Source organism: Dactylosporangium roseum (assembly GCF_025264685.1).
Taxonomy (GTDB): domain Bacteria; phylum Actinomycetota; class Actinomycetes; order Mycobacteriales; family Micromonosporaceae; genus Dactylosporangium; species Dactylosporangium roseum.
Genome location: NZ_CP073721.1, coordinates 6,044,989 through 6,067,186 on the forward strand (window position 1 = coordinate 6,044,989; position 22,198 = coordinate 6,067,186).

At 72.0% G+C, this 22,198-nt stretch carries 23 protein-coding genes and 1 pseudogene; 8 read left to right on the forward strand and 16 right to left on the reverse strand.

What is annotated here, in order from left to right; translation table 11 throughout:
- Complete coding sequence (locus Drose_RS28240) at positions 1-1,344, reverse strand: sensor histidine kinase (RefSeq protein WP_260729834.1); 1,344 nt, start codon at positions 1,342-1,344, stop codon at positions 1-3.
- A gap of 2 nt (positions 1,345-1,346) precedes the next feature.
- On the reverse strand, positions 1,347-2,003 hold the full coding sequence (locus tag Drose_RS28245; protein ID WP_260724330.1) for a response regulator transcription factor: 657 nt from the start codon (positions 2,001-2,003) through the stop codon (positions 1,347-1,349).
- A 97-nt stretch (positions 2,004-2,100) separates the two neighbouring features.
- Between Drose_RS28245 and Drose_RS28250 the strand changes: the two genes are divergently transcribed.
- On the forward strand, positions 2,101-3,213 hold the full coding sequence (locus Drose_RS28250; RefSeq protein WP_260724331.1) for a LolA family protein: 1,113 nt from the start codon (positions 2,101-2,103) through the stop codon (positions 3,211-3,213).
- A 7-nt stretch (positions 3,214-3,220) separates the two neighbouring features.
- Here the strand turns inward: Drose_RS28250 and Drose_RS28255 are convergent, their stop codons facing one another.
- Positions 3,221-4,075 (reverse strand): MHYT domain-containing protein, encoded by an 855-nt coding sequence (locus tag Drose_RS28255; RefSeq protein ID WP_260724332.1) that lies wholly within the window; start codon positions 4,073-4,075, stop codon positions 3,221-3,223.
- Between the two features lie 84 nt (positions 4,076-4,159).
- On the opposite strand from Drose_RS28255, the gene Drose_RS28260 reads away from it, so the two are divergent.
- The gene (locus tag Drose_RS28260) at positions 4,160-4,396 is read left to right on the forward strand and encodes a hypothetical protein (protein WP_260724333.1); all 237 of its coding nucleotides are present in this window, start codon (positions 4,160-4,162) and stop codon (positions 4,394-4,396) included.
- Between the two features lie 129 nt (positions 4,397-4,525).
- Here the strand turns inward: Drose_RS28260 and Drose_RS28265 are convergent, their stop codons facing one another.
- Together Drose_RS28265 and Drose_RS28270 are read right to left on the reverse strand one after the other, a co-directional pair.
- Positions 4,526-4,702 (reverse strand): hypothetical protein, encoded by a 177-nt coding sequence (locus tag Drose_RS28265; RefSeq protein ID WP_260724334.1) that lies wholly within the window; start codon positions 4,700-4,702, stop codon positions 4,526-4,528.
- A 132-nt stretch (positions 4,703-4,834) separates the two neighbouring features.
- Complete coding sequence (locus Drose_RS28270) at positions 4,835-5,032, reverse strand: maleylpyruvate isomerase N-terminal domain-containing protein (RefSeq protein WP_260724335.1); 198 nt, start codon at positions 5,030-5,032, stop codon at positions 4,835-4,837.
- Between the two features lie 51 nt (positions 5,033-5,083).
- Between Drose_RS28270 and Drose_RS28275 the strand changes: the two genes are divergently transcribed.
- Positions 5,084-5,413 carry a hypothetical protein gene (locus tag Drose_RS28275; RefSeq protein ID WP_260724336.1) on the forward strand — a complete coding sequence of 110 codons (330 nt, stop codon included), beginning with the start codon at positions 5,084-5,086 and terminating at the stop codon, positions 5,411-5,413.
- A gap of 4 nt (positions 5,414-5,417) precedes the next feature.
- Here Drose_RS28275 and Drose_RS28280 read toward each other — a convergent pair whose 3' ends face one another.
- Together Drose_RS28280 and Drose_RS28285 are read right to left on the reverse strand one after the other, a co-directional pair.
- The gene (locus Drose_RS28280) at positions 5,418-7,013 is read right to left on the reverse strand and encodes a CocE/NonD family hydrolase (RefSeq protein WP_260724337.1); all 1,596 of its coding nucleotides are present in this window, start codon (positions 7,011-7,013) and stop codon (positions 5,418-5,420) included.
- 653 nt (positions 7,014-7,666) lie between these two features.
- Positions 7,667-8,530 carry a lytic transglycosylase domain-containing protein gene (locus tag Drose_RS28285; protein ID WP_260724338.1) on the reverse strand — a complete coding sequence of 288 codons (864 nt, stop codon included), beginning with the start codon at positions 8,528-8,530 and terminating at the stop codon, positions 7,667-7,669.
- A gap of 146 nt (positions 8,531-8,676) precedes the next feature.
- Here Drose_RS28285 and typA point away from each other — a divergent pair, with 146 nt between their 5' ends.
- Complete coding sequence (typA, locus tag Drose_RS28290) at positions 8,677-10,542, forward strand: translational GTPase TypA (RefSeq protein ID WP_260724339.1); 1,866 nt, start codon at positions 8,677-8,679, stop codon at positions 10,540-10,542.
- Positions 10,543-10,556: 14 nt separating this feature from the next.
- On the opposite strand, the gene Drose_RS28295 is transcribed toward typA, so the two are convergent.
- Complete coding sequence (locus tag Drose_RS28295; RefSeq protein ID WP_260724340.1) at positions 10,557-11,564, reverse strand: terpene synthase family protein; 1,008 nt, start codon at positions 11,562-11,564, stop codon at positions 10,557-10,559.
- 69 nt (positions 11,565-11,633) lie between these two features.
- Positions 11,634-12,650: a TerC family protein gene (locus Drose_RS28300; RefSeq protein ID WP_260724341.1), complete on the reverse strand. Its 1,017-nt coding sequence runs from the start codon at positions 12,648-12,650 to the stop codon at positions 11,634-11,636.
- Between the two features lie 308 nt (positions 12,651-12,958).
- Between Drose_RS28300 and Drose_RS28305 the strand changes: the two genes are divergently transcribed.
- Positions 12,959-13,279 (forward strand): hypothetical protein, encoded by a 321-nt coding sequence (locus Drose_RS28305; RefSeq protein WP_260724342.1) that lies wholly within the window; start codon positions 12,959-12,961, stop codon positions 13,277-13,279.
- Positions 13,279-14,694, forward strand: a complete 1,416-nt coding sequence (locus Drose_RS28310; protein WP_260724343.1) for a DUF6745 domain-containing protein — start codon at positions 13,279-13,281, stop codon at positions 14,692-14,694. The genes Drose_RS28305 and Drose_RS28310 overlap by 1 nt, the downstream gene beginning before the upstream one ends.
- On the opposite strand, the gene Drose_RS28315 is transcribed toward Drose_RS28310, so the two are convergent.
- From Drose_RS28315 to Drose_RS28335, 5 genes are read right to left on the reverse strand one after another with little or no spacing between them, the layout of a single operon-like run.
- Positions 14,592-15,566, reverse strand: coding sequence for an STM4011 family radical SAM protein (locus tag Drose_RS28315; protein ID WP_260724344.1), 975 nt, complete (start codon positions 15,564-15,566; stop codon positions 14,592-14,594). The two genes, Drose_RS28310 and Drose_RS28315, sit on opposite strands and share 103 nt — an antisense overlap.
- Positions 15,563-16,888: an STM4012 family radical SAM protein gene (locus tag Drose_RS28320; RefSeq protein WP_260724345.1), complete on the reverse strand. Its 1,326-nt coding sequence runs from the start codon at positions 16,886-16,888 to the stop codon at positions 15,563-15,565. Before Drose_RS28320 ends, Drose_RS28315 begins: the two co-directional genes overlap by 4 nt.
- A complete protein-coding gene (locus tag Drose_RS28325) occupies positions 16,882-17,676 on the reverse strand; it encodes an STM4013/SEN3800 family hydrolase (RefSeq protein WP_260724346.1) in 795 nt (264 codons plus the stop codon). The genes Drose_RS28320 and Drose_RS28325 overlap by 7 nt, the downstream gene beginning before the upstream one ends.
- Positions 17,676-18,713, reverse strand: coding sequence for an STM4014 family protein (locus tag Drose_RS28330; protein WP_260724347.1), 1,038 nt, complete (start codon positions 18,711-18,713; stop codon positions 17,676-17,678). The genes Drose_RS28325 and Drose_RS28330 overlap by 1 nt, the downstream gene beginning before the upstream one ends.
- A complete protein-coding gene (locus Drose_RS28335; protein ID WP_260724348.1) occupies positions 18,710-19,648 on the reverse strand; it encodes an STM4015 family protein in 939 nt (312 codons plus the stop codon). Before Drose_RS28335 ends, Drose_RS28330 begins: the two co-directional genes overlap by 4 nt.
- 79 nt (positions 19,649-19,727) lie before the next feature.
- On the opposite strand from Drose_RS28335, the gene Drose_RS28340 reads away from it, so the two are divergent.
- Positions 19,728-20,021 (forward strand): antibiotic biosynthesis monooxygenase family protein, encoded by a 294-nt coding sequence (locus Drose_RS28340; protein ID WP_260724349.1) that lies wholly within the window; start codon positions 19,728-19,730, stop codon positions 20,019-20,021.
- 125 nt (positions 20,022-20,146) lie between these two features.
- Here Drose_RS28340 and Drose_RS28345 read toward each other — a convergent pair whose 3' ends face one another.
- The gene (locus tag Drose_RS28345) at positions 20,147-20,995 is read right to left on the reverse strand and encodes a hypothetical protein (protein ID WP_260724350.1); all 849 of its coding nucleotides are present in this window, start codon (positions 20,993-20,995) and stop codon (positions 20,147-20,149) included.
- 218 nt (positions 20,996-21,213) lie between these two features.
- Positions 21,214-21,462 carry a hypothetical protein gene (locus Drose_RS28350; RefSeq protein WP_260724351.1) on the reverse strand — a complete coding sequence of 83 codons (249 nt, stop codon included), beginning with the start codon at positions 21,460-21,462 and terminating at the stop codon, positions 21,214-21,216.
- Between the two features lie 120 nt (positions 21,463-21,582).
- On the opposite strand from Drose_RS28350, the pseudogene coaE reads away from it, so the two are divergent.
- Positions 21,583-22,152 (forward strand): annotated as a pseudogene (gene coaE / locus Drose_RS28355) (dephospho-CoA kinase); the annotation flags it as partial.
- Positions 22,153-22,198 lie beyond the last annotated feature (46 nt).

The window sequence follows — 22,198 nt, forward strand, 5'->3', positions numbered from 1 at the left end:
TCACATGACACTGTCAACAAGGCGCGGTAGCCGCACCTCGGCGCGGGTGCCCGGGCGGCCGTCTACCAGCTTCACCGTGCCGCCGTGGCGGCGCACCAGCTCACGCACGATCGCCAGGCCGAGACCGGTGCCACCCGCGTCGCGGGCGCGCCCGTCGTCGAGCCGGGCGAACCGGTCGAACACCCGCTCCCGCAGCGCGGCCGGGATGCCCGCACCGTCGTCCGTGACAGTGACAAGGACGTCGTCACCGTCGGCGACGGCGGCCAGGACCACCCCCGAGCGGGCGTGCCGGACCCCGTTGTCGACCAGGTTGAGCACGATGCGGTGCAGTTCGTCCGGGTCGGCCTCGACCCACAGGGACTCCCCCGGCTCCACGGTGACGGTGTCGTACTTCCGTGCGAAGTTCGACAGCAGCGTCGGCAGCTCGACGGGCTCCCGAGCGCCCGGGCGGCCGTCGGACGCGTCGGCCCGCGCGAGCAGCAGCAGGTCGTCGACCAGGCGCTGCAGGCGGTCGAGGTCGACGAGCAGGTCGTCGCCGGCGGTGGCCCAGTCGCCGAGCTTCTGCGCCACCTCCACCTGGATCCGCATGCTCGCGAGCGGGCTGCGCAGCTCGTGGGCCGCGTCGGCGATGAACGACCGCTGCCGGGCGCGGGACTGCGCCAGCCGGTCGAGCATGTGGTTGAGCGTCACCGCGAGGCGCTGGATCTCGTCACTCGACGGCGGTACGGGCAGCCGCTCGTCGGTCGCCGCGCCGGTGATCCGCTCGGCGCCGGACCGCAGCCGGTCGACCGGGGCCAGCGCGGCGCCCACGACCCGCCAGGCGATGGCGACGAGCACCACGACGAGCACCGGGTACGTGACCCACAGCGAGGTGCGCAGCAGGGCCTGGCTGCGCTGGTAGTCACCCAGCGGCACCGCCACCAGGACGATCCGGTCGTCGGACACCTTCCGCGCGGTGACGCGGAGCCGGTCCGGTTGCAGGGCACGGTCGCCGGACACGGTGACCCGGGTGCCGCTCATCGCGACGGTCAGCTCGTCGTCGTGCAGCAGCGGCACGAGCCGGTCCGCGTTCCGGTCACCGGCGACGACCCGGTGCTGGGCGTCGAGCACCTGCACGACCTGCCCGGCCGGGGCAGGCAGCGGCTCGGGGAGCCGGTCACCCTCCACCAGCAGGTTGGAGATCTCGGTCGCGGTGCTGTCGGCCGAGCGGTCGAGGGTCCCCCGGAAGCTGTACGTCATGGCGGTCGCCATCGCCAGGCCGGCGATCGCCAGCCCGACGACGAGCCCGCTGGTCCCCAGCAGGACGAGACGTCCGCGCAGCGAGAGCTGCGACCACCACCTCATGTTCACGCCCGCAGCCGATAGCCGGCGCCCCGGACCGTCTCCAGGGCGTCCCGGCCGAGCTTGCGGCGCAGATAGCCGACGTACACCTCAACCGCGTTCGGCGCGGTGTCGATGCTGGCGTCCCACACGTGGTCGAGCAGCTCGGTCTTCGACACGACCTGGCCGGGACGGCGCATGAGGTACTCCAGCAGCGCATACTCCCGGGCGGTGAGCACGATCTCGGTGCCCGCGCTGGTCACGCGGCGCCGCGCCGGGTCGAGTGTCAGCTCGCCGACGGTCAGCACACTGGGCCGCTCGGGCGCGCCGCGGCGCAGCAGGGCGCGCAGCCGGGCGACGAGCACCACGTAGGAGAACGGCTTGGTCAGGTAGTCGTCGGCGCCGCAGTCGAGGCCGTCGGCCTGGTCGTACTCGCCGTCCTTGGCCGACAGCATGAGCACCGGCACCCAGTTCTTCTCCGCGCGCAGCGCCTGGACCACTCGATAACCGGACAAGCCGGGCAGCATGATGTCCAAAATCACCGCGTCGTAACCGCCGTGCCTGGCCAGCTCCAGCCCGGTCGGGCCGTCGCCGGCCACGTCGACGGCGAATCCCTCCGCCTGGAGACCGCGCTGCAGCGCGTGCGCCATGCGCACCTCATCCTCCACCACGAGCAACCGCACGGGGACCAGCGTGGCACGCTGTCCTGTGGAACGGCACAGACGGTCTCAGCGATGTCACAGCCGACCCCGGGCACCATGGTCGGCAGGAGGTGTACCAATGTCCAACTTCACGTCACGACCCGTCCTTCGGTGGGCGGTGCCCGCGGCTGCTGCGGTCGCTGTGGTCGGAGCGGGCGTGGCCGCGAAGACCCTCGCCGTGGCCGCCGAGCCGGACCTGCCGCCGCGCACCGCCGCGCAGTTGCTGGTCGACCTGCAGACCGCCCGTCTCGACGGGCTGTCCGGCACCGTGGTCGAGCGCGCCGACCTCGGTCTTCCGGCGATTCCGTCCCTGACCGGCGAGCAGAGTGCCGAGCTCACGTCGCTGGTCTCCGGCAAGCACACCCTGCGCGTGTGGTACTCCGGACCCGAAAAGGCCCGCATCTCACTGCTGGGCACGCAGGGTCAGAGCGACATCATCCACAACGGCGCCGACACGTGGTTGTGGAACAGCAAGACCAACACCGCACAGCACTTCAAGGGCTCTCCGCCCGGCGCGGACGAGAGGGGCCCGGCCGGCATCCCGAGCGACCTTCCGAAGTCGCCACAGGAGGCCGCTGACCTGGCGCTCAAGGCGATCGACCCGACGACGCAGGTCTCGACCGGCAACTCGGCCCGCATCGCCGGTCGCAACGCCTACGAGCTGATTCTCCGGCCGCGCGACACCGCGTCGCTGGTCGGCGAGATCCGCCTGGCGATCGACGCCCAGGAGAAGCTGCCGCTGCGCGTCCAGCTCCTCGCCCGAGGCCAGGCCAGCCCGGCCTTCGAAGTGGCGTTCACGCAGGTGAGCTTCACCCGTCCGGACGACGGGCAGTTCGCGTTCAACCCGCCGGCCGGTGTCAAGATCGAGGAGCAGGACCCCGCCAAGGACCCGAAGGCGGCGGAACCGCAGCACCCCGAGGTCACCGGGGAGAAGCCGAAGAACACCGTGATCGGCACGGGCTGGACCTCCGTCTTCGTCATGCGCCCCGGCGACGGCAAGGGCGCCGACCCCGCCGAGGCGCGGAAGACCCAGGACGTCATCGACCAGCTACCGCTGGGCAACGGCGGCCGGACGTTCAACAGCAAGCTGTTCAGCGTGCTGATCACCGACGACGGCCGGGTGCTGGTCGGCGCGGTGACCCCGGAGCGGCTCTCGCAGGTGGCCGCGGACCCGGCGGCGGCGCTGAAGTAGGACCGGCTCAGTTCCGGGACGGGACCGTGGCGGTGCCACGGTCCCGTTCCATGTTCCGGTTGACCGCGGCCCGGGCGAGTGTGGCGGCCGAGTACATGTCCCGGGCCCGGCGCAGCAGCGCCTCCTCGGTGGCGGTGTCCTGCCGCACGGAGAAGCCGACCGTGCTGTACGCCAGGCCGCTGAGCAGCAGGCAGGCCGCCACGCACACGGGCGCCAGCAGGCCGAACAGGCTCACGCCGGGGACCTCGCCGGCGACGGGGGACACCTCGGCCCGTACCGCCGCCAGCACCGTGTAGTGGGTGCTGCAGACACCGACGGCCATGATGGCGGCGGCGCACAGCATCGCCGCGTTCCCGCGGATCACGCTCACGCACCACAGTGTCACCGTGGCCGCGACGATCGAGACGACGGCACCCGCGAGGGCGGTGCCCGGGTCGTACCGGATGACGCCGGCGATCCGCATCGCGAGCGGCCCGGTGCAGTGGACGACGGTCAGCCCGAGCCCGGTGAGGATGCCGGCGAACACCGTCTTCCACGCGCTGAGGTGGCCGAAGCCGACGATGAACAGCCCGAGGCAGTGCGCGACCACCGCGATGCCGGGGCCGAGCAGGACGACGGTGAGGTCGTACCGGACGACGGTCCCCGGCACGTCGGTGCCGAGCAGGGCCATGAAGTGGGGCACCCAGGTCCCGGAGCCGCCGATGGCGACCGCGGAGAGCGTCAGCCAGCGGGCCCGGCTGCCGCCGGAGGACGCCCGCGAGCGGATGGCGAGGGAGATGCCGAGCAGGCCGCCGAGGAAGGCCATGACGAGGGCCAGCACCGGCGTGATCCAGCCGTACGCGAAATGCTCAACCGCGGTCACGCTCGCCGATTCAGCCAGGACCAGGCCCGTCCCGGCCGGACAGGTTGTGCGTTTGCCTTCGGCCGCCCCGGGTACGCGACCGCCATGAGCGAGTTCGAGGAGTACGTCGAGCGCCACTCGACGATCCGGTCCGGCGCGGCCGGCCGGGCCACGGACGGCGAGGAACTGCCGGCCGGCTCGGCCCGCGAGGTCGACGAGGAACTGGAGGCCGAGGACCACGGCGGCTGGGCCTCCCCGGGCGAGACGCCGCCGGAGGCGGCGACCCTGCCTCCGGACCTCGAGCAGGTCCCCGACGCCGACGGCTCCCGCCATCGCCTCTGACGCCGGTGAGCGCCGGGACGGGAGTCAGGCCGCCGGCTGACGGGCCTCGATCTTCGCCGCCAGGGTCCTGATCAGGTCGGCCCTCCGGCGACCACGGCGCTCAGCCGCTGGGCCGGAGCATGGGTGTCACTACCCACCAGCGTGGTGCAACACCTGCTGGTCCTCGTTCGGACCCAGATCCGGCCAGCCCCGCTTCGGGTCGGTCTCCTCGATCTCGACCCGGTCCTCGGGCAGCACCCGGGCGGGCAGCTCACCGAACCGCACGTGCCGCAGGAACGCCAGCTCCGCATTGGTGAATTCGGTCATGCTCCGATCGTCCACCCCCGCGAACACACGCGCAAGCACGCCGTGTCTCAGGGCCCGCGGTGCCTCAGGATCCGCGGTGCCTCAGGATCCGCGGTGCCTCAGGATCCGCGGTGCCTCAGGATCCGCGGTGCCTCAGGATCCGCGGCCGATGAAGGCCAGCAGCCTGGTCTGCGGGTCCGCGTCGGACACCTCCACCAGGTGACGGACCACGTCACGGGCCGCCCAGCCCGGACACGGCGACGGCCGGTCCCAGCCGTCCGGGGCCGCGCCGCGCACCAGTTCGGTGAAGCGGCCGGCCACCGTGCGGTGTTCCTCCGCCGGACCGGACATGCGGGCCTCCTCGGGGCAGGGCGCCTCGGGCGGGGCGCCATACTGGACGGCATGGGTTATCTGATCGCGTTCGCCTCGCGGCGCCTGGTGGAGGACGAGTCACTGACCCCTGGATACGTGTACCACGACCCGGAGGACGCCACGCTCCCTCCCGCGCCGGACGGACGGCGGGCCAGCGGGTGGAACCTGCTCGTGGGTGACGAGACCGACGAGCAGCTCGCCGACGCCGGTGAGCTGCTGATGCCCGACCTGGAGTGGCTCGTCGAGCGGTATCCGGCCTTCGGCAGGATCGTCGGCGAGGGCTCGGACGGCCGGCAGTTCGAGTGGGACGCGGACGAGGAGCGGTACACCGACGTCGGCCCGTCGACGTTCCAGGACTGACCCCCTACTCGGGCAGCGGCAAGGTGATCGACGACGGCGACAGGATCTCCTGACGGACGGCGCGCAGCTCCAGTTCGTGGCCCAGCGGGGCGCCGGTGCCCGGGTTCCGGGAAAACCTGGGATGGGCACCACCGCTGACCTGCACACGGATCCGGCGACCGGCCGCGAACCGGTAGGCCGTCGGCCACAGCTCCACCCGCACCGGCCCGGCCGGGGCACTCACCCGGGCCAGGCCGTCACAGATGTTCCAGGACCGCCCCTGGTCGTCGACCTCGCACAGCCGCACGAAGACGTCGAAGTGCGGTGAGCTCGCGCGCACGGTGATGTCGGCGGCGACCGGTCCGACCACGTCGAGCGGCTCGGTCAACGGCGCCGACGTGAACGTCAGGACGTCGGCGCGCGACTCCACGGGCCGGTTGTCCCGCCGGCCGGAGATCTTGCCGACGAGGCGCGGGCCGCCGAGCGCCGGCGTCGGATCCCGGGGGTCGTAGGTGAAGGCGTCGAGCACCGCACCGTCCTGCCCCGGTTCCGTGGCCAGTTGGGCGCCGGCGCGGAGGTACCACCGCCGCGTCCGACCGTTCGGCGGCGGCCAGTCGGCGAGCTCGTGCCAGCCGTCGGCCCCGCCGACGTGGACGCGCACCGGGCACTCCCGGATCTGCTCGGGTCCGCCGGTGTGCGCCCGGAACCAGGCGACCGACTCGGCGGCGGAGTGCTGGAAGAGGCCCGCGCTGCCGTGGTGCCAGGGGCCGATGGTGAGGTACGGCTGGAGACCCGCCTTGCGCAGCGCCGCGTAGTCCGATAGCTGCCAGGGGAGGAAGATGTCGTGCCAGCCGCCGATCATGAGCACGGGCGCGGTGACGTCGGGCAGCCGGTGGGTGTGGCCACGCTCGGTCCAGTACGACGAGGCGGGGTCGGCCTCGGCGAGCCACCGTTGGAAGAACTCGATCTCGGCGCCGGTGGTGATCCGGTCGGCCTCCGCGAGCGGCACTCGGGCCAGACCGCGCTGGAGCCGCGGCTGGCCGCGCAGCAGTTCGACGGCGTTCTCCAGGCGCGGCCCCCGTTGCGCCTCCAGCAGCGCCGACCAGGTCAGGACGGTGTCGAGCGAGAACGCGCCGCCCGCGTAGGTCGGCGGCCCGAAGTCGGAGGCGGTGACAATGGTGGCCATCGCCTTGAGCTCGTCGCCGGCTTCCGCGGCGAGGGCCCATTGGACGAAGCCGACGTAGCTCGGGCCGTACGTGAGGAGGCGGCGGTCGTACCATGGCTGGCACCGCAGCCAGTCGAGGGTGTCGAGCCCGTCTTCACGCTCCTGGAGCAGCGGTTCGAAGGTCCCGCCCGAGTCCGCCGTGCCGCGGCACGACTGGATCAGCACGTGGAAGCCCCGCTGGGCGACGGCCCGGCAGAGCAAGCTGACCGGCGCCCCGCGCCCGTAGGGCGTGCGGACGAGCACGGTGGGAAGCTGGGCGTCGAGCAGGGGCTCGTAGTGGTCGGCACGCAGAATGGCCCCGTCGCGCATCCGGACCGGAATCCCCCGTGCGACCCGCACCCGGCCGGTCACCGCGGGTGGCAGTTTGAGCAAACGACCGACCGGATCAAGCCTCATGTGTCCCGAGTCTATGAAGCACCACGGCGACCCGCACCGAGCCGGGCCGGTCCCGGCCCGGTGGCCGGCCGCCACCTGCTGCGGGAGCGGCGCCGACCCCGGCGTTGCGCCACGGGACGGTGGCGCACAGTCATGCCGGTGACCTCTGGCCGCTGGACCGGCCCGGCGTGTCCCGGGTCGACCGACTCCTTGACCGAGCAAACCGGGAAGTTCAGCCGTGCGGTCGTCCGTCGACCCCCACGTTGCGCTACGGAAAGGTGACACACAGTCGCTCGGGCGGGTGTCCCCCGATCGCGGCACCCGCCGACCCCGGGACGACACGCTCCGGGCCAGCGACGCCATGATCATGGGAAAGATCTGGCTATCGGGGCAGCCACATCTTTCCCATGATCATGAGATCGATCGGCACGGCGGCCGATCGCGGCGGATTGCGCCGCACCGCGCGCCGGCCGGCACGCCTCGGCGGCGACACCTCCGAGTCCAGTGCCCGAATTATCATCCTTGTCAGGCTTTGCCCGACTCCTTCGGGCTGAACCGCGCGGCCTTGCCGCATGTCGGCACGAAGCCTTCCGGAGCATGCGCCGACCGCATCGCGAGCTACCACAACCCTGTGCCGTCATGAAGACGACGCCCCGCCCGGCGGGCCGCGCGGATCAGTAGTTGGCGCAGCAGGACGTCATCAGGGCCTTGACGTTGTCGACGTATTGACCGTTGGGGATGCCGGCCTTGCCCTTCGCCGGGTCGACGCCGACCGTGCCCCAGTTGTACGCCGAGATGACGCCGTTGAGCAGCGCCGGGTTGGACAGGTCGAACGTGCCGTCGGCCTTGAACGCCTGCAACTGGTTGCCGTAGTACGAGAAGAGCCAGGCGAGATACTGACCGCCGAGCATCACGTTGTCCGCCGGGACGTCGATCTCATACGTGGTGCCGAAGCGCTGGTTCATCCACGCCTCGGTGTCCGGCATGATCTGCATGACACCTACGCCGCCGTCGCAGGCGTGGATGTTGGACTGCCAGCCGCTCTCCTGGTCCGCGATCGCGTAGAGCAGCCGGACCGGCACGCGGATGGCCTGCTCGGCGGCCGGCGCCCTCGAGCCCCAGAACTGCGTCGTCGACGCGGTGCTGAGGTATTGCCGCACCTGTGACTTCGCCAGTTGCTTGCCCTTGTAGGTGGGCTGGCAGCCGGGCTTCGTCGTCTTCACCGGCGGCGGCGGGACCTCGGTGCGCTTGGCCGCCGGGGTTTTCGTCGTGGCGGACGGCGACGGCGACGGCGGTGGCGGCTCGGACGACGGCGGCGGTGACGGCGGCTCCTCGGACGGGCCGGCCGGCGCCGAGGACGGTGTCGTGGCCGCGGCCGGCGTGGCGTGCCGGTCCACGCCTCTGGCCAGGCCGACGATCACGCCGCAGGCGATCAGGACCACCGCCAGGCCGCAGAACAACACCACGGTGCCGATGCGCCGCCGCACCGGGCCGCGTGGATGTTCGGCGGTGTCGTCGTCGTCCTCGTAATGGCTCATGGAAACCTCCCCCGTGACCGGAAGGCTAGCCGTCCGGTGGTTGTCCGCGCTGTCCCGTCACCGTCCGTCGACAATCAGGGGCGCCGAACGTCACAGCACGCACAGTGCCCGGCGAACGGCCGGGGGCGCCTGGAACAATGGGGGCCATGCAGACCCGCTCAGACCTTCGCAACGTGGCCATCATCGCCCACGTCGACCACGGCAAGACCACGCTCGTCGACGCGATGCTGCGCCAGGCCGGCGCGTTCCACGCGCGCGCCGAGCAGGTCGACCGGGTCATGGATTCGATGGACCTGGAGCGCGAGAAGGGCATCACCATTCTCGCCAAGAACACCGCAGTGCGATACGTGCCGGAGGACGGTGGCGCGCCGACCACGATCAACATCATCGACACGCCGGGCCACGCCGACTTCGGCGGCGAGGTCGAGCGCGGCCTCACCATGGTCGACGGCGTGGTGCTGCTGGTCGACGCGAGCGAGGGGCCGCTGCCGCAGACCCGGTTCGTGCTGCGCAAGGCGCTGAAGGCGCGCATGCCGATCATCCTGGTGATCAACAAGGTCGACCGGCCCGACGCGCGCATCAAGGAGGTCGTCGACGAGACATATGAGCTGTTCCTCGACCTCGACGCCGACGAGGAGCAGATCGACTTCCCGATCGTCTATGCCTGCGCGCGTGACGGCATCGCCTCCCTCCAGGAGCCGAAGGACGGCACGGTGCCGGACGACAGCGACAGCCTCCAACCGCTGTTCCGCACGTTGCTGGACACGATCCCCGCCCCGGCGTACGACGAGAACGCTCCCTTGCAGGCCCACGTCACCAACCTCGACGCCTCGCCGTTCCTCGGCCGCCTCGCGCTGTGCCGGGTCCGCCAGGGCACGATCCGCAAGGGCCAGACGGTCGCGTGGTGCCGTGAGGACGGCTCGATCCACAACGTGCGCATCTCCGAGCTGCTGATGACCGAGGCGCTCGAGCGCAAGCCGGCCGAGGAGGCCGGGCCGGGCGACATCATCGCCGTCGCCGGCATCTCCGAGATCATGATCGGTGACACGCTGGCCGACGCCGAGCAGCCGGTCCCGCTGCCCCGGATCACCGTCGACGAGCCGGCGATCTCGATGACGATCGGCACCAACACCTCGCCCCTGGCCGGCAAGGTCAAGGGCGCGAAGGTCACCGCCCGGCTCGTGAAGGACCGGCTCGAGCGGGAGCTCGTCGGCAACGTGTCCCTGCGTGTGCTGCCGACCGAGCGGCCCGACGCCTGGGAGGTCCAGGGGCGCGGTGAGCTGGCGCTGGCCATCCTCGTCGAGCAGATGCGCCGGGAGGGATATGAGCTGACGGTCGGCAAGCCGCAGGTCGTCACCCGCGAGATCAACGGAAAGGTCCACGAGCCGACCGAGCGCCTGACGATCGACGCCCCGGAGGAGTACCTCGGCGCGATCACCCAGCTCCTGGCCACCCGCAAGGGCCGCATGGAGCAGATGGTCAACCACGGCACCGGCTGGATCCGCATGGAGTGGCTGGTGCCGGCGCGCGGCCTGATCGGCTTCCGCACCGAGTTCCTCACCGACACCCGTGGCACCGGCATCCTGCACCACGTGTTCGAGTCCTACGAGCCGTGGTATGGCGAGCTGCGCACCCGCGCCACCGGCTCGCTCGTCGCCGACCGCGCGGGTGTCGCGACGCCGTTCGCCATGATGAACCTCCAGGAGCGGGGTTCGCTGTTCATCGAGCCGACCACCGAGGTGTACGAGGGGATGATCGTCGGCGAGAACTCCCGCGCCGACGACATGGACGTCAACATCACCAAGGAGAAGAAGCTCACCAACATGCGGTCCTCGGCGGCCGACGAGACCGAAAAGCTGATCCCGCCGCGGAAGCTCTCGCTGGAGCAGGCGCTGGAGTTCTGCCGCGAGGACGAGTGCGTGGAGATCACGCCGGCGGCGATCCGGATCCGCAAGGTGATGCTGGACCAGAAGGACCGCGAGCGGGTGGCCCGCAAGCGGGCTCACGCATAGCCCACCGCGGGACGCTACTCCGCCGCACGCCGCTGGGGCGGCACCTCCGAGGGCGCGTAGCGGCCGGACTCGAGCGACCAGTCGAGGTTGCCACGGATCCAGTGGACGAGGTCGGCGACGCAGACCTCGACCGCCGGATCCGTGCTGTCCAGCCGCTCCATCGCCGCCATGAACTCGACGACCTGCTCGTCGTGCTCGGCGACCGCCGCGTAGACGGCGTCCTCCAGCGACAGCCTCTGCTCGCGCTGAAACGCGAAGACGATGTTGTGGTGGTCGCCGATCGCGGCCTCCTTCGGCCACGAGATCAGATCGTTGAAGATCCCGATGATCGTGCCGGCGGACAGGCGCATGGCGCGGAACACGGGATCGGCCAGCGTCTCGGCGGGCAGCTCGACGCCGTGCATCGGCTCGATGAGGTCGAAGAACATCTCGGTGGCGGCACTCTGGTACCGCATCCGGCGATACTCATCGAGCCGCGGCGGCCGGCCTTCGGCCCGGTTGCCCGCCTCCCACAGCGTGCCGGTCAGGTATCCGGCGACATGCCCGACGAACCGCTCCCGCCAGGCTGGGCTGACCCGCTCCCCGGTGCGGCGCCAGACCTCGTCCAGCGCGCCGGTGAGCGGCCGGCCGAGCACCTCGCCCAGGACCGGGCTCGCCGCCGCCGGCGGCGCCTGCTCCCGCAGCAGCCGCACGAGTTCATCGACGGCGGACCGGGTCGGCTCCGGATCGGTGACCAGCGACCGCTCAAGCAGGTCGTCGAGCACGAAGATGCTGATCAGCCAGGCGGTGACCAACTGCAGATCGGCCTGGCCCGCGTCCGGATGAGCGCGGGCCATGAGATTCGCGAAGCGGGCCCGCGCGAAGGCCGCGCGGGCGCCGGATCGTTCGAGCAGTCCGTGGCGGGTGGCCCACTGCATGGACCAGCGCTGGACCGCGTCCACGTGCGGGGAGATCCGCGGCGTGAACGGGCACAGCACGGATGGGGCCGTGAGGTGGCCCGCCTGCGCGATCTCGTGCATCATGCATCACCCGCCCGCTGTGGTACCCCATAATCGCCCCAGATCGAGCTTGGCGCGACCTTGTTCGGGCACTTAGGACGCGTTGGTTGTTTTGTCTGGTTCAACTGTTGCCGCACGTGCGTCACGCTTCGACTTGACCAGTGATGCGACGGTCGTGATCGCCAATGTGCCAATGATCACACTGAGCGACAATTCGATCCCGATGTGCGGTGCCCATTCGACGTGCTCGCCGCCGTTGATGAACGGGAGGCTGTTGTCGGCGAGCGCCTCCAGGAACAGCTTCACGCCGATGAAGCCGAGGACCACCGCGAGACCGATCGACAGGTAGACGAGACGGTCCAGCAGCCCGCCGATCAGGAAGTAGAGCTGCCGCAGACCCATCAGCGCGAAGACGTTCGCGGTGAAGACCAGGTAGGGCTCCGCGGTGAGCCCGAAGATCGCCGGGATCGAGTCGAGCGCGAAAATCAGGTCGGTGGTGCCGATCGCGATGAGCACGACGACCATCGGGGTCATGCGCAGGCGACCGCGCGCGTCGCGGCTGGTGAGGCGCGACTCCTGGTAACGCTCCGTCATCGGCAGGACGCGGCGGGACCACCGGATGAGCGCGTTCTCCTTGAAGTCATCTTCGTCGTTCTCGCCCTGCGTGGCCAGTTTGACGGCGGTGTAGATGAGGAAGGCGCTGAAGATGTAGAAGACCCAGGAGAAGCGGCTGATGGCCGCGGCGCCGACGGCGATGAACGCCCCTCGCATCACCAACGCCAGCACAATGCCGATGAGCAGCACTTTTTGCTGGTACTGCCGGGGCACCTTGAACCGCGACAGGATGATCACGAAGACGAAGAGGTTGTCGACGGAGAGGCTGTACTCCGTCAGCCAGCCCGCATAGAACTCGCCCGCGTAGGTACCACCCCACTGCGCCAGGACGAAGAGCCCGAACAACACGGCGAGCCCGACGTAAACGGTGACCCAGATCGTCGACTCTTTGATGGACGGCTCATGAGGCCGACGGGCGATGATCATCAGATCGAAGATCAGAATGGCACCGAGACCGACGAGTGTCGCGGTCCAGGTCCAGCCGGCAACGTCCACGTGCACAACCTCCGGTAGACACACACAGACCGCGCGGATCCCAGGGGGATGCGCGGACATGTGTAGTTGACACCGGAGGTCTCTTCCGCCACCCGCCAACGCCGGATGACCGACGACGCCGGGTGATCACCACGTTACCGTGGATGCACCGTGCTGACGACGATCGCCGCTGGGGAATACTCCCCTCCTGTTACTTCAACCATTGTCCATCAACCCGCCACGATCACGCGGGCGGGGGGCCGAAAATGTCGTACCCCACGGCTATGGTGCGGATCGTCGGGTGGCGATCATCGCTTGGGGGTGTGGCTGTGTATCGGCAAGGAGATGTGCTGCTGGTGCCGGTGTCCGTCGCGGAGGTGCCCGCGACGGCGGTGCCGGCGCCGCGCGACCGGTCGGGCCGGATGATCCTGGCCCGAGGCGAGGCGACCGGGCACGCACACGTGATCGTCGGTCCGGATGTGGCGCTGCTCGCCGACCGCGACGACATCGACCGGCTGTTCGTCAAGGTGATCTCCCGCGCCCGCGTGGTGCACGAGGAGCACGGGCCGATCACGGTGTCCGCCGGTGCCTACCGCGTGGTGCGGCAGCGTGAGTACATCCCGGGTTCCTACCGGCCGGTGGCGGACTGATGACCGCCGTCGCGCTCTCCGGCACGGCCGACGCCGCCCTGTCCCGGGCCGCGGCCCTGGGCGCCGTCTCGGCGAAGTGGCTGGCCGCCGGCCTGTCGACCGCTCCCGCCGACCGCGACGCGGCGGCCGACGCCGTCCGGCTCGCCTACCGCTCCGCCGGTCTCCCCGAGCCGGCCCGCATCGTGTGGTTCGCGTCGCCGTCCGCCGGCGCGCGGGCGGCCGCGCTGCTCACCGGCCGGCGCGACCTGCCGGGCGGCCCGGAGGACAAGGACCGCTGGGACGAGGAGATCGCCGCCGACCTGCGGGCGCAGGGCTGCCCGCCGCGCCCGGGCACGGCCGGCGTCCCGGTGCGGGCAGCGGTGCGCAACCGGCCGTGGGCGGCTGCCCGCGCCGAGGTCTATGCGTTGCTCGGCCCCGACGGGTGGGCCGGCCTGTGGTCCGCCTGCGGCGCCGACGTGTGGCGCCTGGTCAACGACCGGGTCGCGGCGCCGCTGCGTGCCCACCTCCGGACGGAGCTGCCGTCCCAGGCCCGGGCGGTGCTCCTCGACGCGGTCGGCGGCCAGCACGACGCGGGCTGGCTGGCGGCCTTCGACGCGGCGGCCTCCGGCGCCGCCGGCCCGTCCGCCCCGGACACCGGCACCACCGCCCCGGTCGCCGGCACCACCGACCGGGGCGGTGGCACCACCGACCGGGGCGGTGGCACCACCCTGCCGTGGCCCAGGTCCGCGGCCGACGACCAGCCGGCCGCCCGCGGCGGAGCGGGCTCGACCGGGCCCACCGGCAACGGTGCCGCGGCCACGCACGGCATCGACGACGCGGCCGGCCTCGACCCGGCCGCGCGCGGGGCCGGGGGCGCGGTGCTGCACGCGGTGCAGCGGCTGGCCGGGCTCGCCGGAGTGGCGCGCTCGGCCGGGTGGTGGTGGCCGTATGCCAACGTCGCGATCCTCACCGATCGGCCCGATGCCCTGCACCGGGACAACATCGGGCGGTTGCACGCCGCCGACATGCCCGCGCTCCGATACAGCGACGGCTTCGCGCTGCATGCGTGGCGGGGCATGCCGATCCCGTCGGACGTCGTCGACCGGCTCTCGCAGCTCACCTCCGACCAGATCACCACGGAGCGCAACGCCGAGCTGCGGCGGGTCATGCTCGAGCATTTCGGCTACGAGCGGTATCTGCGCGCGGCCGGAGCGCAGCGGATCGGCCAGGATGCGTGCGGTGTCCTGTGGCGGCTGAGCTTCGCCGACGACGAGCCGCTGACCATGGTCGAGGTCGTCAACAGCACGCCGGAGCCGGACGGCACCAGCCGCGTCTACTGGCTGCGCGTGCCGCCGTGGACGCGGACCGCGCGGGAAGGCGTGGCATGGACGTTCGGGCTGACCGAGCAGGAGTACCGGCCGCTCGTGGAGACCTGAGCCGCGAGCGGAACGGACCACGACGGGCGTTCGTGCGGGATGCGTTCGAGCACGCCTCCGGCGAAGACGTCGTAGAGCGGCAGCGTAGTCAGGTGCACGTAGCCGATGTGGCAGTCGCAGGTGCCGTTCGGGCAAGGGCGGGCGGCGCCGGGGACGCGGGCCGCCTGCCAGGAGCCGTCGTAGAGGTTGCCGAGCGGCTCGGGCACGAAGTGGCAGCGGCGCACGGTGCCGTCGCCAAGCACGGAGACGACGTCGCCGCCGGTGCGGCACGGCCGGTCGAGCGAGGCGTGCGGGCGCACGCTGTAGCCGAACAGGGGGTCGAGCGCGGTCCACGTCACCTCCTCGTCGGCCGTGTACGGGTGGCCGTCGGCGGCGTTGACCCACAGGTACACCTCGGGCGGCAGCGCCTGCCGGAGCGCGACGGCGTCGGCCAGATGCTCCGGCAGGCCGACGATGCCGACCGAATAGCGGATGCGGTGTCCGTCCAGCGTCGCGCACGCGGCGAGGAACCGGTCGAGCGTGACCTGCCCGGGATGAAACGTGCACCACAGCGCGAGCGTGGCCGGGTCGGCGTCGGCGACCCAGCCGAGGCGGCCGGCGAGGTTGGTCTGGATCGCGGCGCGGCCGACGTGCGGCAGGTGGGACAGCTCGACGAGCGCTTCGCGGTACCACGAGCGGGTCAGGCCTTCGCCCCACGGCGTGAACAGCACCTCGACGGGCTCGTCGCGACGGCCGCGGACCCAGCCGACGAACCGCCGCAGCGCCTCCCGGTCGGCGCGCAGCAGCTCCGGCGGGTCGCGTCGCTTGGCGAACGGGCAGTACGGGCAGTCGTAGTTGCAGCTCGCGAGCGGCCCCCGGTAGAGGATTCTCATCGGGCCACGTGCCCGGCCATGGCGGCGCGGACGCCGGCGGAGACGAGCCACGGGCCGATGGCGTCGGCGTGGGCCAGGCCCTCGGCGGTGAGGCGGTGCCCGTCGAGGTAGCCGGCCTCGCGCAGCTCGTCGAGCGCGGGAAAGTCGTCGTCGACGCCCGTGCCGAACCGGTGCCGATACGCGCCGGGCATGATCCCCTCGGCACGCAGCAGCGACTGCAACAGCCAGCGCCGCCGCTGCTCGGCGGCGTCGAGCACGAACCCGGCCTCGGCGCCGTCGAAGTCCTCAGCCGGCCGGCCCAGGTAGTCGTCGAGGATCCCGCGGACCTGCCGGACACTGACGGCGTAGTCGAAGGAGTAGTGCAGCCCCGAGGTGTACGACCGGGCGCCGCACCCGAGGCCCACCATGCCGTCGTCCTGGCAGCAGTAGCCGGGGCCGTCGACCGGCGGCGCGTCGCGGCGGCGGAACGCGCGCATGGAGAGCTGCTCGTAGCCGGCGTCGGTGAGCAGGGCGACGGCGTGGCGGTAGAGCGTCAGGCGGTGCGCGTCCCACGCCGGGTCCGGCCCGTCGTCGGCCCGCCGCGCAACGCCCCGCCGGCCGAGGCCGGTCAGCGGCCGGACGTACAACGGATAGAGGTACAGCTCCTCGGGGCGCCAGTCGAGTGCGGTCCGCAGCGAGTAGGCCCAGGTGTCGGGGGTTTGGCCGGGGATGCCGTAGATGAGGTCGACGTTGAGGTCGGCCGGGCCCGCGGCGCGGATGGTGTCGAGGGCGCGGTCGACCTCGGCGCGGCGCTGCGGGCGGCCGGCGGTGCGGGCCTCGGTGTCGAGGAAGCTCTGGACGCCGATGCTGATCCGGGTGGTGCCGCGCTCGAGCAGCACCGCGAGCCGGTCGGCGGTGGCGGTGGCCGGTGACGTCTCCACGGACAGCGGGACGGCGCGCAGGTCGGTGCCCGTGGTCTCCTCCAGCAGGTCGAACAGCGCCGTCAGCTCGCCGGCGGTGAGGTAGGTCGGGGTGCCGCCGCCGATCGCGGCCCGCGCGTATCGGGCACCGGCCGGCAACGCGGCCGCGACCCGCCCGGCCTGGCGGCGCATCTGGGTGAGGTAGGCGCCGACCTGGTCCTGATCCACGCCTGTGCGCGTGAAGAGGTTGCAGAAACCGCAGCGCATTTCGCAGAACGGCACGTGGACGTAGAGGAACAGCGCCTCGACCGGCTCGCCGGCCCACACGTCGGCGAGCCGGGGTCGCGGGCGCAGCGGCCGGTAGGCGGTCTTGTGCGGGTAGGCGTAGAGATACCCCTTATACGGCGAGCCGAGGTCTACCACGCGCCGGCCGCCAGCGTGAACTCCGCGTAGGGCACCGTCCACACGACCTCGTGGCCGACGCGGTGGCCGGTGTGGCCGTCCTCGCCGTATGCGGTGCCGTGGTCGCTGCACATGATGACGCGGCACGGCCGGCCGCGGGACGACACGAGTGTGAACAGCGCCGGCAGGTGCCGGTCGACGTATTCGAGCGCGGCGGCGTGCGACTCGATGCTGTCGTCCTCGGCTCCCGGCAGATAGTGCCGGTTGGGCTGGTGCAGGGCGGCGACGTTGACGAACGTGAACAGCGGACCGGCACCGGGCAGCACGGCATTGAGCCGGTCGAGCTGCGCCTCGAAGCAGCCGGGGTTGGTGACCCCGAAGTCGCGGGTCCAGTGGGCCTCGTCGAACAGGCCGGGCAGGACGCCGCCCTGCGGCGAGGTCATCGCGAAGAAGCCGACGCCGCCGACGCAGATGGTGTGGTAGCCGGCGGCGCGGAGCGCGGTGACCACGTCGGGCGCGTCGAAGACCCAGGTGTCGGGGCCGACGGTCGTGCTGCCGGGGAACCGCGCGGCGAACGGCCGGTCGTGCGGGCCCGGCGTGACCGGCGTGGGCAGGAACCCGCCGAAGAACGCGTGGTGCGCCGCGTAGGTGAACGAGGCCGGCGTGTGCCGTCGCTCCCACAGTCCGCCGGGCAGTGCCCGGGCGAGATTGGGCGTGCGACCTGCCGCGAGCAGGTCGGCGGCGACGTCGTAGCGCAGTGTGTCGAGGGTGACGAAGAGCAGGTCGTGGCTGCCGATCAGGGACCTCATCACGCCACCGCCCCGGTGAGCGCGGCGATCTCGGCGGCATACGTGTCGCGGCCGTCGACGAGCACCCCGGGCAGCAGGTCGCCGAACGCGTTGACCTCGGCGACGGCGTGGGCGGTGTACCGCGGCCCGAACATCAGGTCGACGCCGACGTGGAGACTGCCGGGGAAGCAGGCGGCGGCCCGCTCGCAGGTGCGCATGGCGGCAGCCCAACGCTCCTCCCCCGCCGCGGCGCGGACGGCGGCCAGGTCACCGCGGGCGTTGCCCAGGTGGAGATTGGTCATCGGCGAGCGGCTCGACCGCACGACGACGTGGCTCGCCTGGCCCGCGATGACCACGACCCGCAGGTCGAAGAGCCGCCCGTCGTGCCCGCCCTTCGGGAACCAGCGCTCGATGTGCAGCCCGTCGCGGCCGAGCCGGTCGACGATCTCCGCCACGACCGTCTCGTCGGTGTAGTGCCGGACGCGCAGCTCGTTGAACAGGCGGCCGCCGTCGAGGACCGCGGAGCTGTACGCACTGATCCTCCCCCGCCCGAACGCCAGCGCGACGACCCCGGACGCGGAGCTGCCGTGGGCCGGCTTGACGAACACCCGCGGCCAGCCGTGCGCCCGGATGCGCTCGTAGGCGTCGTCGGGCCCGACGGTGAACGCCTCCGGCACCGGCACACCGCGCGCAGCGAGCAGCGCGTGACAGCGCCGCTTGTCGAACAGCACCTCGAGGTCGCCGACCGGGGTGAGCAGCGGCGCACCGCGCGCCTCGACCCGCCGGGCGGCGGCGATCAGGCCGCGGTGCCAGGCGGCGAGCCCGACGATCTCCCCGTGCTCCGTCGGCTCGGCCGCGCCGCGCAGCAGCCGGTCGACCTCGGCGTCCTCGCCGGGCGACTCGAGCCGCACCAGCGTGCCCGGGCCGACGGTGAAGGCACCGGCGCAGACCTCGCGCCAGTCGACGACCGCCGGCGTGTCCAGCCCGGCGGCGACGGCCGCCTCCTGGAACAGCCGCACCCGGCGGTGCCCCCGGATGCCGACGACGGTGAACGTCATTCCGACACCGACACGTAGCGATCGCTCGGGTCTTCGGCCTCCTGCTCGTCGGAGAGGTCGACGTCGACGCCCGGCAGCTCGGCGACGAACCGCTCCCGCAGGTCCGCGGAGATGAAGTGGTGCGACAGGTCGAGCCGCCGCAGGTGGGTGAGCGGCTGACCGAGCAGCAGCTCCTCCGCGCCGCGGTCGGACAGGATGCCCAGCGAGAGGTCGAGCTCCTCCAGCCGCGCCACCACCGGCGCGCCGGCGAGCGCCGCGGCGACCTGGTCGGCGATCTCGGCGTTGCGCAGGGCGAGGCGACGCAAGGACGGCAGCTCAGCGCCGCCCAGGATCGGCGCGAGATCCTCGACGGTGATGTCACCGCCGTATGCGCTGACACCCAGCCACAGCTCCAGCGTCGTCAGCGCGGGGAACGCGGAGTCGCTGATGCCGCGCAGGACGGTGGCGGGCAGGCCGCCGGACTCGACGCCCAGCTCCCGCAGCCGGCGGTGCCGGACCGGTGACAGCCGCAGCCCCTCGGAGCCGCGGATCCACAGCACCTCGAGCCCCGGGAACGCCCCGAGCAGCGGGGTGACGTCGCCGTGGTTGATCCACGAGATCTCGCACTCGTCGAACGTCATCTCGCCGAGGAACAGCGCCCGCAGGTTGGGCAGCCGGTCGCGCACCGCGATGATCCGGTCCAGCGGCGGCGCCGTTTCGTAGGCCGATCCCCACTGCCCGACGACCAGCGCTTGCACCGACTCCCCACCCACCACGTCGAGCAGTCTGTCCAGCATCCGCACGAAGACCTCGGCGTCGTCCTCGTAGTCCGTCTCGATCCGCCACGCGACGGCACTGCGTGGCGTGCCGGCCGCGTCGAGCTTGTCGACCACACCGGGCTCGAACTCGGTCACCGGCAGTCCGGCGAACGTCGTGATGCGCTCGCTGATCGTCATGGGCCGGACCCTAGCAGCCGCCACCGACAATTCCGGGCGACCGTGACGGGAGCGGGATGCCGTCCTCTACGCTTGCCCGATGGTGTTGGAAGTTGCGCTCATCGACGTCCTCGAAGGCAGCGAGGACGAGTTCGCCGCCGCCTACCGCAAGGGGCACGAGATCCTCGCGAGCACGCCCGGCTGCCGCTCGGTGCGGATGACCCGCGGCATCGAGACGGCGAACCGGTTCGTGCTGGTGGTGGAGTGGGACTCGGTCGAGGCGCACCTCGACAACTTCCGCGCGACGGAGCGCTTCGCGCAGTGGCGGGCACTGATCGGCCCGTTCTTCGACGGCGCGCCGCGCGTCGAGCATTTCACCGACGTGACGCCATAGACCCTGTCGTGTCGAGCCTGCGCCGGCCCCCGGAGCGCGTCGACGTCCAGACCGCCGCGCCCGCCGGCGAGGGCCGCACCAGGGGTGCGATCCGGCGGTGACGCGCGGGACCTTCGACCGTCCGCTCAGTCGCCCGGCTTCTTGAAGACCGTGAAATCCAGGTAGGTCGAGTAGATCTGGCCGGCCACGACGAGGTCGGCGCCACGCGGGGTGAACCACGCGTAGCGGGCCTCGTTCGTGTAGACGCACACCCGTGAGCCGGGCACCAGCACGGCGAGCACCACCTGGTTGACCCACTGCTCCGCGGGCAGGGCGGCGCAGCCGGCGAAGGACGGGATCTCCGGCGCGGTCCAGACAGCGAGCTGGGCGCCGGCGCCGGCGGACAACCCGACGGCGGCGGCCGTCACGTCACCGCCGGTGGCCGACTTGGTGCCGGTGTCGAAGTCGAACGCCTCGTCGGGCTGGCCGAGCAGCACCGTGAGCCGGACCGTGCCCACCCGCAGCACGTCGGTGCCGCCCTCCGGGATCGGGCCGACGACCACGCCACCCGGGCCGGCCGAGCCGCTGGGGTCGAGGCTCGGCACGCCGGTGCTGCCGCCGCTGCGGTCCGGGCCGACCGACACGCCGCTCACCCCGTTGGCGGTGGGCGTCGTGACCACCGCGGGCGCGTGGGAGGGGTTCGTCGTGCCACCGTCGCGCGTGGTGGACGAGCCACGGGTCGCCAGCACCCCACCGGCGGCCGCGATCACCAGCACGATCAGTCCGACGACGAGCGCGACGACCCGTCCCTTCCGGGCCGGCCGGCCCGGCCGGCCGGCGCTCGGCGCCCCTCGGGCCGGCTCCTCCGCTGGCTTCGTGTCCTCGGCCACCGGCCCGGGCACCGTCTCCGGCTCCGGCGCGGTCGGCTGCCGGGGCACGACCGCGTAGGCCGACGTGGGCCAGCCGGATCCGCCGTCGAGCGGGGAGTCGGACATCCAGCCACGCCGGCTGCGGGGTCGCGGTGGCGACCCGTTCACCTGGTCGTGGCTGTGCTCCGTCGGTGGCTTCTGCCGTGGGGGGTGTCCCGGCTCCATGCAGCGCGTCCTTCTGATCCTGGCGTTGGTGCTGTTGCCCGGCAGAGTATCCCCGACCGGCCAGCGGACGCACCACGGCAGAAAGCCAGTACGCGCCGTCGTACGGCGCTGATTGTCGGCTATCTGGCAAGCATCTGCGCGACCGCGGTGGCACCGGACGCGGTGTACCACCCGCTGACCGCGAGCACGCCGAGCACCGCCGCCGCGACGACGATGCCCATGGCCTCACCCGTCCACTGCCACATTGAGCGCACACGCCGGTGCCGTGCGTGACGCACCGGTCGGCGGCCGTCCTGATCCACGGTCACCGCGATAAGCTCGCGACGCTCCAGGCCCGGCCGGCCCAGGCTGTGTCGCCCGACTGTCATGATCGCCCCCCGCAATCGTTCCGCAGAAGGAAGATATATTGACAATTCCGGCATTCCGTGCACACCACGCCGGGCGGACCCGGCGGCAGGCCCGAATTCACCTTCCGGTGTGATGACCCTATGAAGATGGTGGGGCTGACCGGCGGCATCGGCGCCGGCAAGAGTGCCGTGGCGACCAGGCTCGCGGCGCTGGGCGCGGTGATCATCGACGCCGACCGTCTGGCCAGGGAGGCGGTCGCGCCGGGCTCGGCCGGGCTCGCCGAGGTCGCGGCCGCCTTCGGCGAAGGCGTGCTGGCCGCCGACGGCTCGCTGGACCGGCCGGCACTCGCCGGGCTGGTCTTCAACGACGACGACGCCCGGCACAGACTGGAAGCGATAATCCATCCACGGGTACGGGCAAGGACCGCCGAACTCGTCGCCGCCGCACCCGCCGACGCCGTGATCGTCAACGACGTCCCGCTGCTGGTCGAGAAGAACATGACCGGGCCCTATGAACTGGTCGTTATCGTGTTCGCCAGCCTGGAGACCCGGCTGGACCGGCTGACCCGGCTGCGCGGGATGTCGGCGGAGGACGCCCGGGCGCGGATCGCCAAACAGGCCACCGACGAGCAGCGCCGAGCGGTCGCCGACATCGAGATCTGGAACGACGGCACTCCGGAGGACCTGGACCGGGCGGTGGAGGCAGCCTGGCGGCAGATCAACGCGCGCTGACGTCCGCCGACGATCAGGGCGCTCG

What these genes read in the sequence shown, in the direction of transcription:
- Drose_RS28240 (WP_260729834.1), bottom strand. Translation starts at nt 1,344, where the DNA reads ATGAGGTGGTGGTCGCAGCTCTCGCTGCGCGGACGTCTCGTCCTGCTG.
- Drose_RS28250 (WP_260724331.1), top strand. Translation starts at nt 2,101, where the DNA reads ATGTCCAACTTCACGTCACGACCCGTCCTTCGGTGGGCGGTGCCCGCG.
- Drose_RS28260 (WP_260724333.1), top strand. Translation starts at nt 4,160, where the DNA reads ATGAGCGAGTTCGAGGAGTACGTCGAGCGCCACTCGACGATCCGGTCC.
- Drose_RS28265 (WP_260724334.1), bottom strand. Translation starts at nt 4,702, where the DNA reads ATGACCGAATTCACCAATGCGGAGCTGGCGTTCCTGCGGCACGTGCGG.
- Drose_RS28270 (WP_260724335.1), bottom strand. Translation starts at nt 5,032, where the DNA reads ATGTCCGGTCCGGCGGAGGAACACCGCACGGTGGCCGGCCGCTTCACC.
- Drose_RS28275 (WP_260724336.1), top strand. Translation starts at nt 5,084, where the DNA reads ATGGGTTATCTGATCGCGTTCGCCTCGCGGCGCCTGGTGGAGGACGAG.
- Drose_RS28280 (WP_260724337.1), bottom strand. Translation starts at nt 7,013, where the DNA reads ATGAGGCTTGATCCGGTCGGTCGTTTGCTCAAACTGCCACCCGCGGTG.
- Drose_RS28285 (WP_260724338.1), bottom strand. Translation starts at nt 8,530, where the DNA reads ATGAGCCATTACGAGGACGACGACGACACCGCCGAACATCCACGCGGC.
- typA (WP_260724339.1), top strand. Translation starts at nt 8,677, where the DNA reads ATGCAGACCCGCTCAGACCTTCGCAACGTGGCCATCATCGCCCACGTC.
- Drose_RS28295 (WP_260724340.1), bottom strand. Translation starts at nt 11,564, where the DNA reads ATGATGCACGAGATCGCGCAGGCGGGCCACCTCACGGCCCCATCCGTG.
- Drose_RS28310 (WP_260724343.1), top strand. Translation starts at nt 13,279, where the DNA reads ATGACCGCCGTCGCGCTCTCCGGCACGGCCGACGCCGCCCTGTCCCGG.
- Drose_RS28315 (WP_260724344.1), bottom strand. Translation starts at nt 15,566, where the DNA reads ATGAGAATCCTCTACCGGGGGCCGCTCGCGAGCTGCAACTACGACTGC.
- Drose_RS28325 (WP_260724346.1), bottom strand. Translation starts at nt 17,676, where the DNA reads ATGAGGTCCCTGATCGGCAGCCACGACCTGCTCTTCGTCACCCTCGAC.
- Drose_RS28330 (WP_260724347.1), bottom strand. Translation starts at nt 18,713, where the DNA reads ATGACGTTCACCGTCGTCGGCATCCGGGGGCACCGCCGGGTGCGGCTG.
- Drose_RS28335 (WP_260724348.1), bottom strand. Translation starts at nt 19,648, where the DNA reads ATGACGATCAGCGAGCGCATCACGACGTTCGCCGGACTGCCGGTGACC.
- Drose_RS28340 (WP_260724349.1), top strand. Translation starts at nt 19,728, where the DNA reads ATGGTGTTGGAAGTTGCGCTCATCGACGTCCTCGAAGGCAGCGAGGAC.
- Drose_RS28345 (WP_260724350.1), bottom strand. Translation starts at nt 20,995, where the DNA reads ATGTCCGACTCCCCGCTCGACGGCGGATCCGGCTGGCCCACGTCGGCC.
- Drose_RS28350 (WP_260724351.1), bottom strand. Translation starts at nt 21,462, where the DNA reads ATGACAGTCGGGCGACACAGCCTGGGCCGGCCGGGCCTGGAGCGTCGC.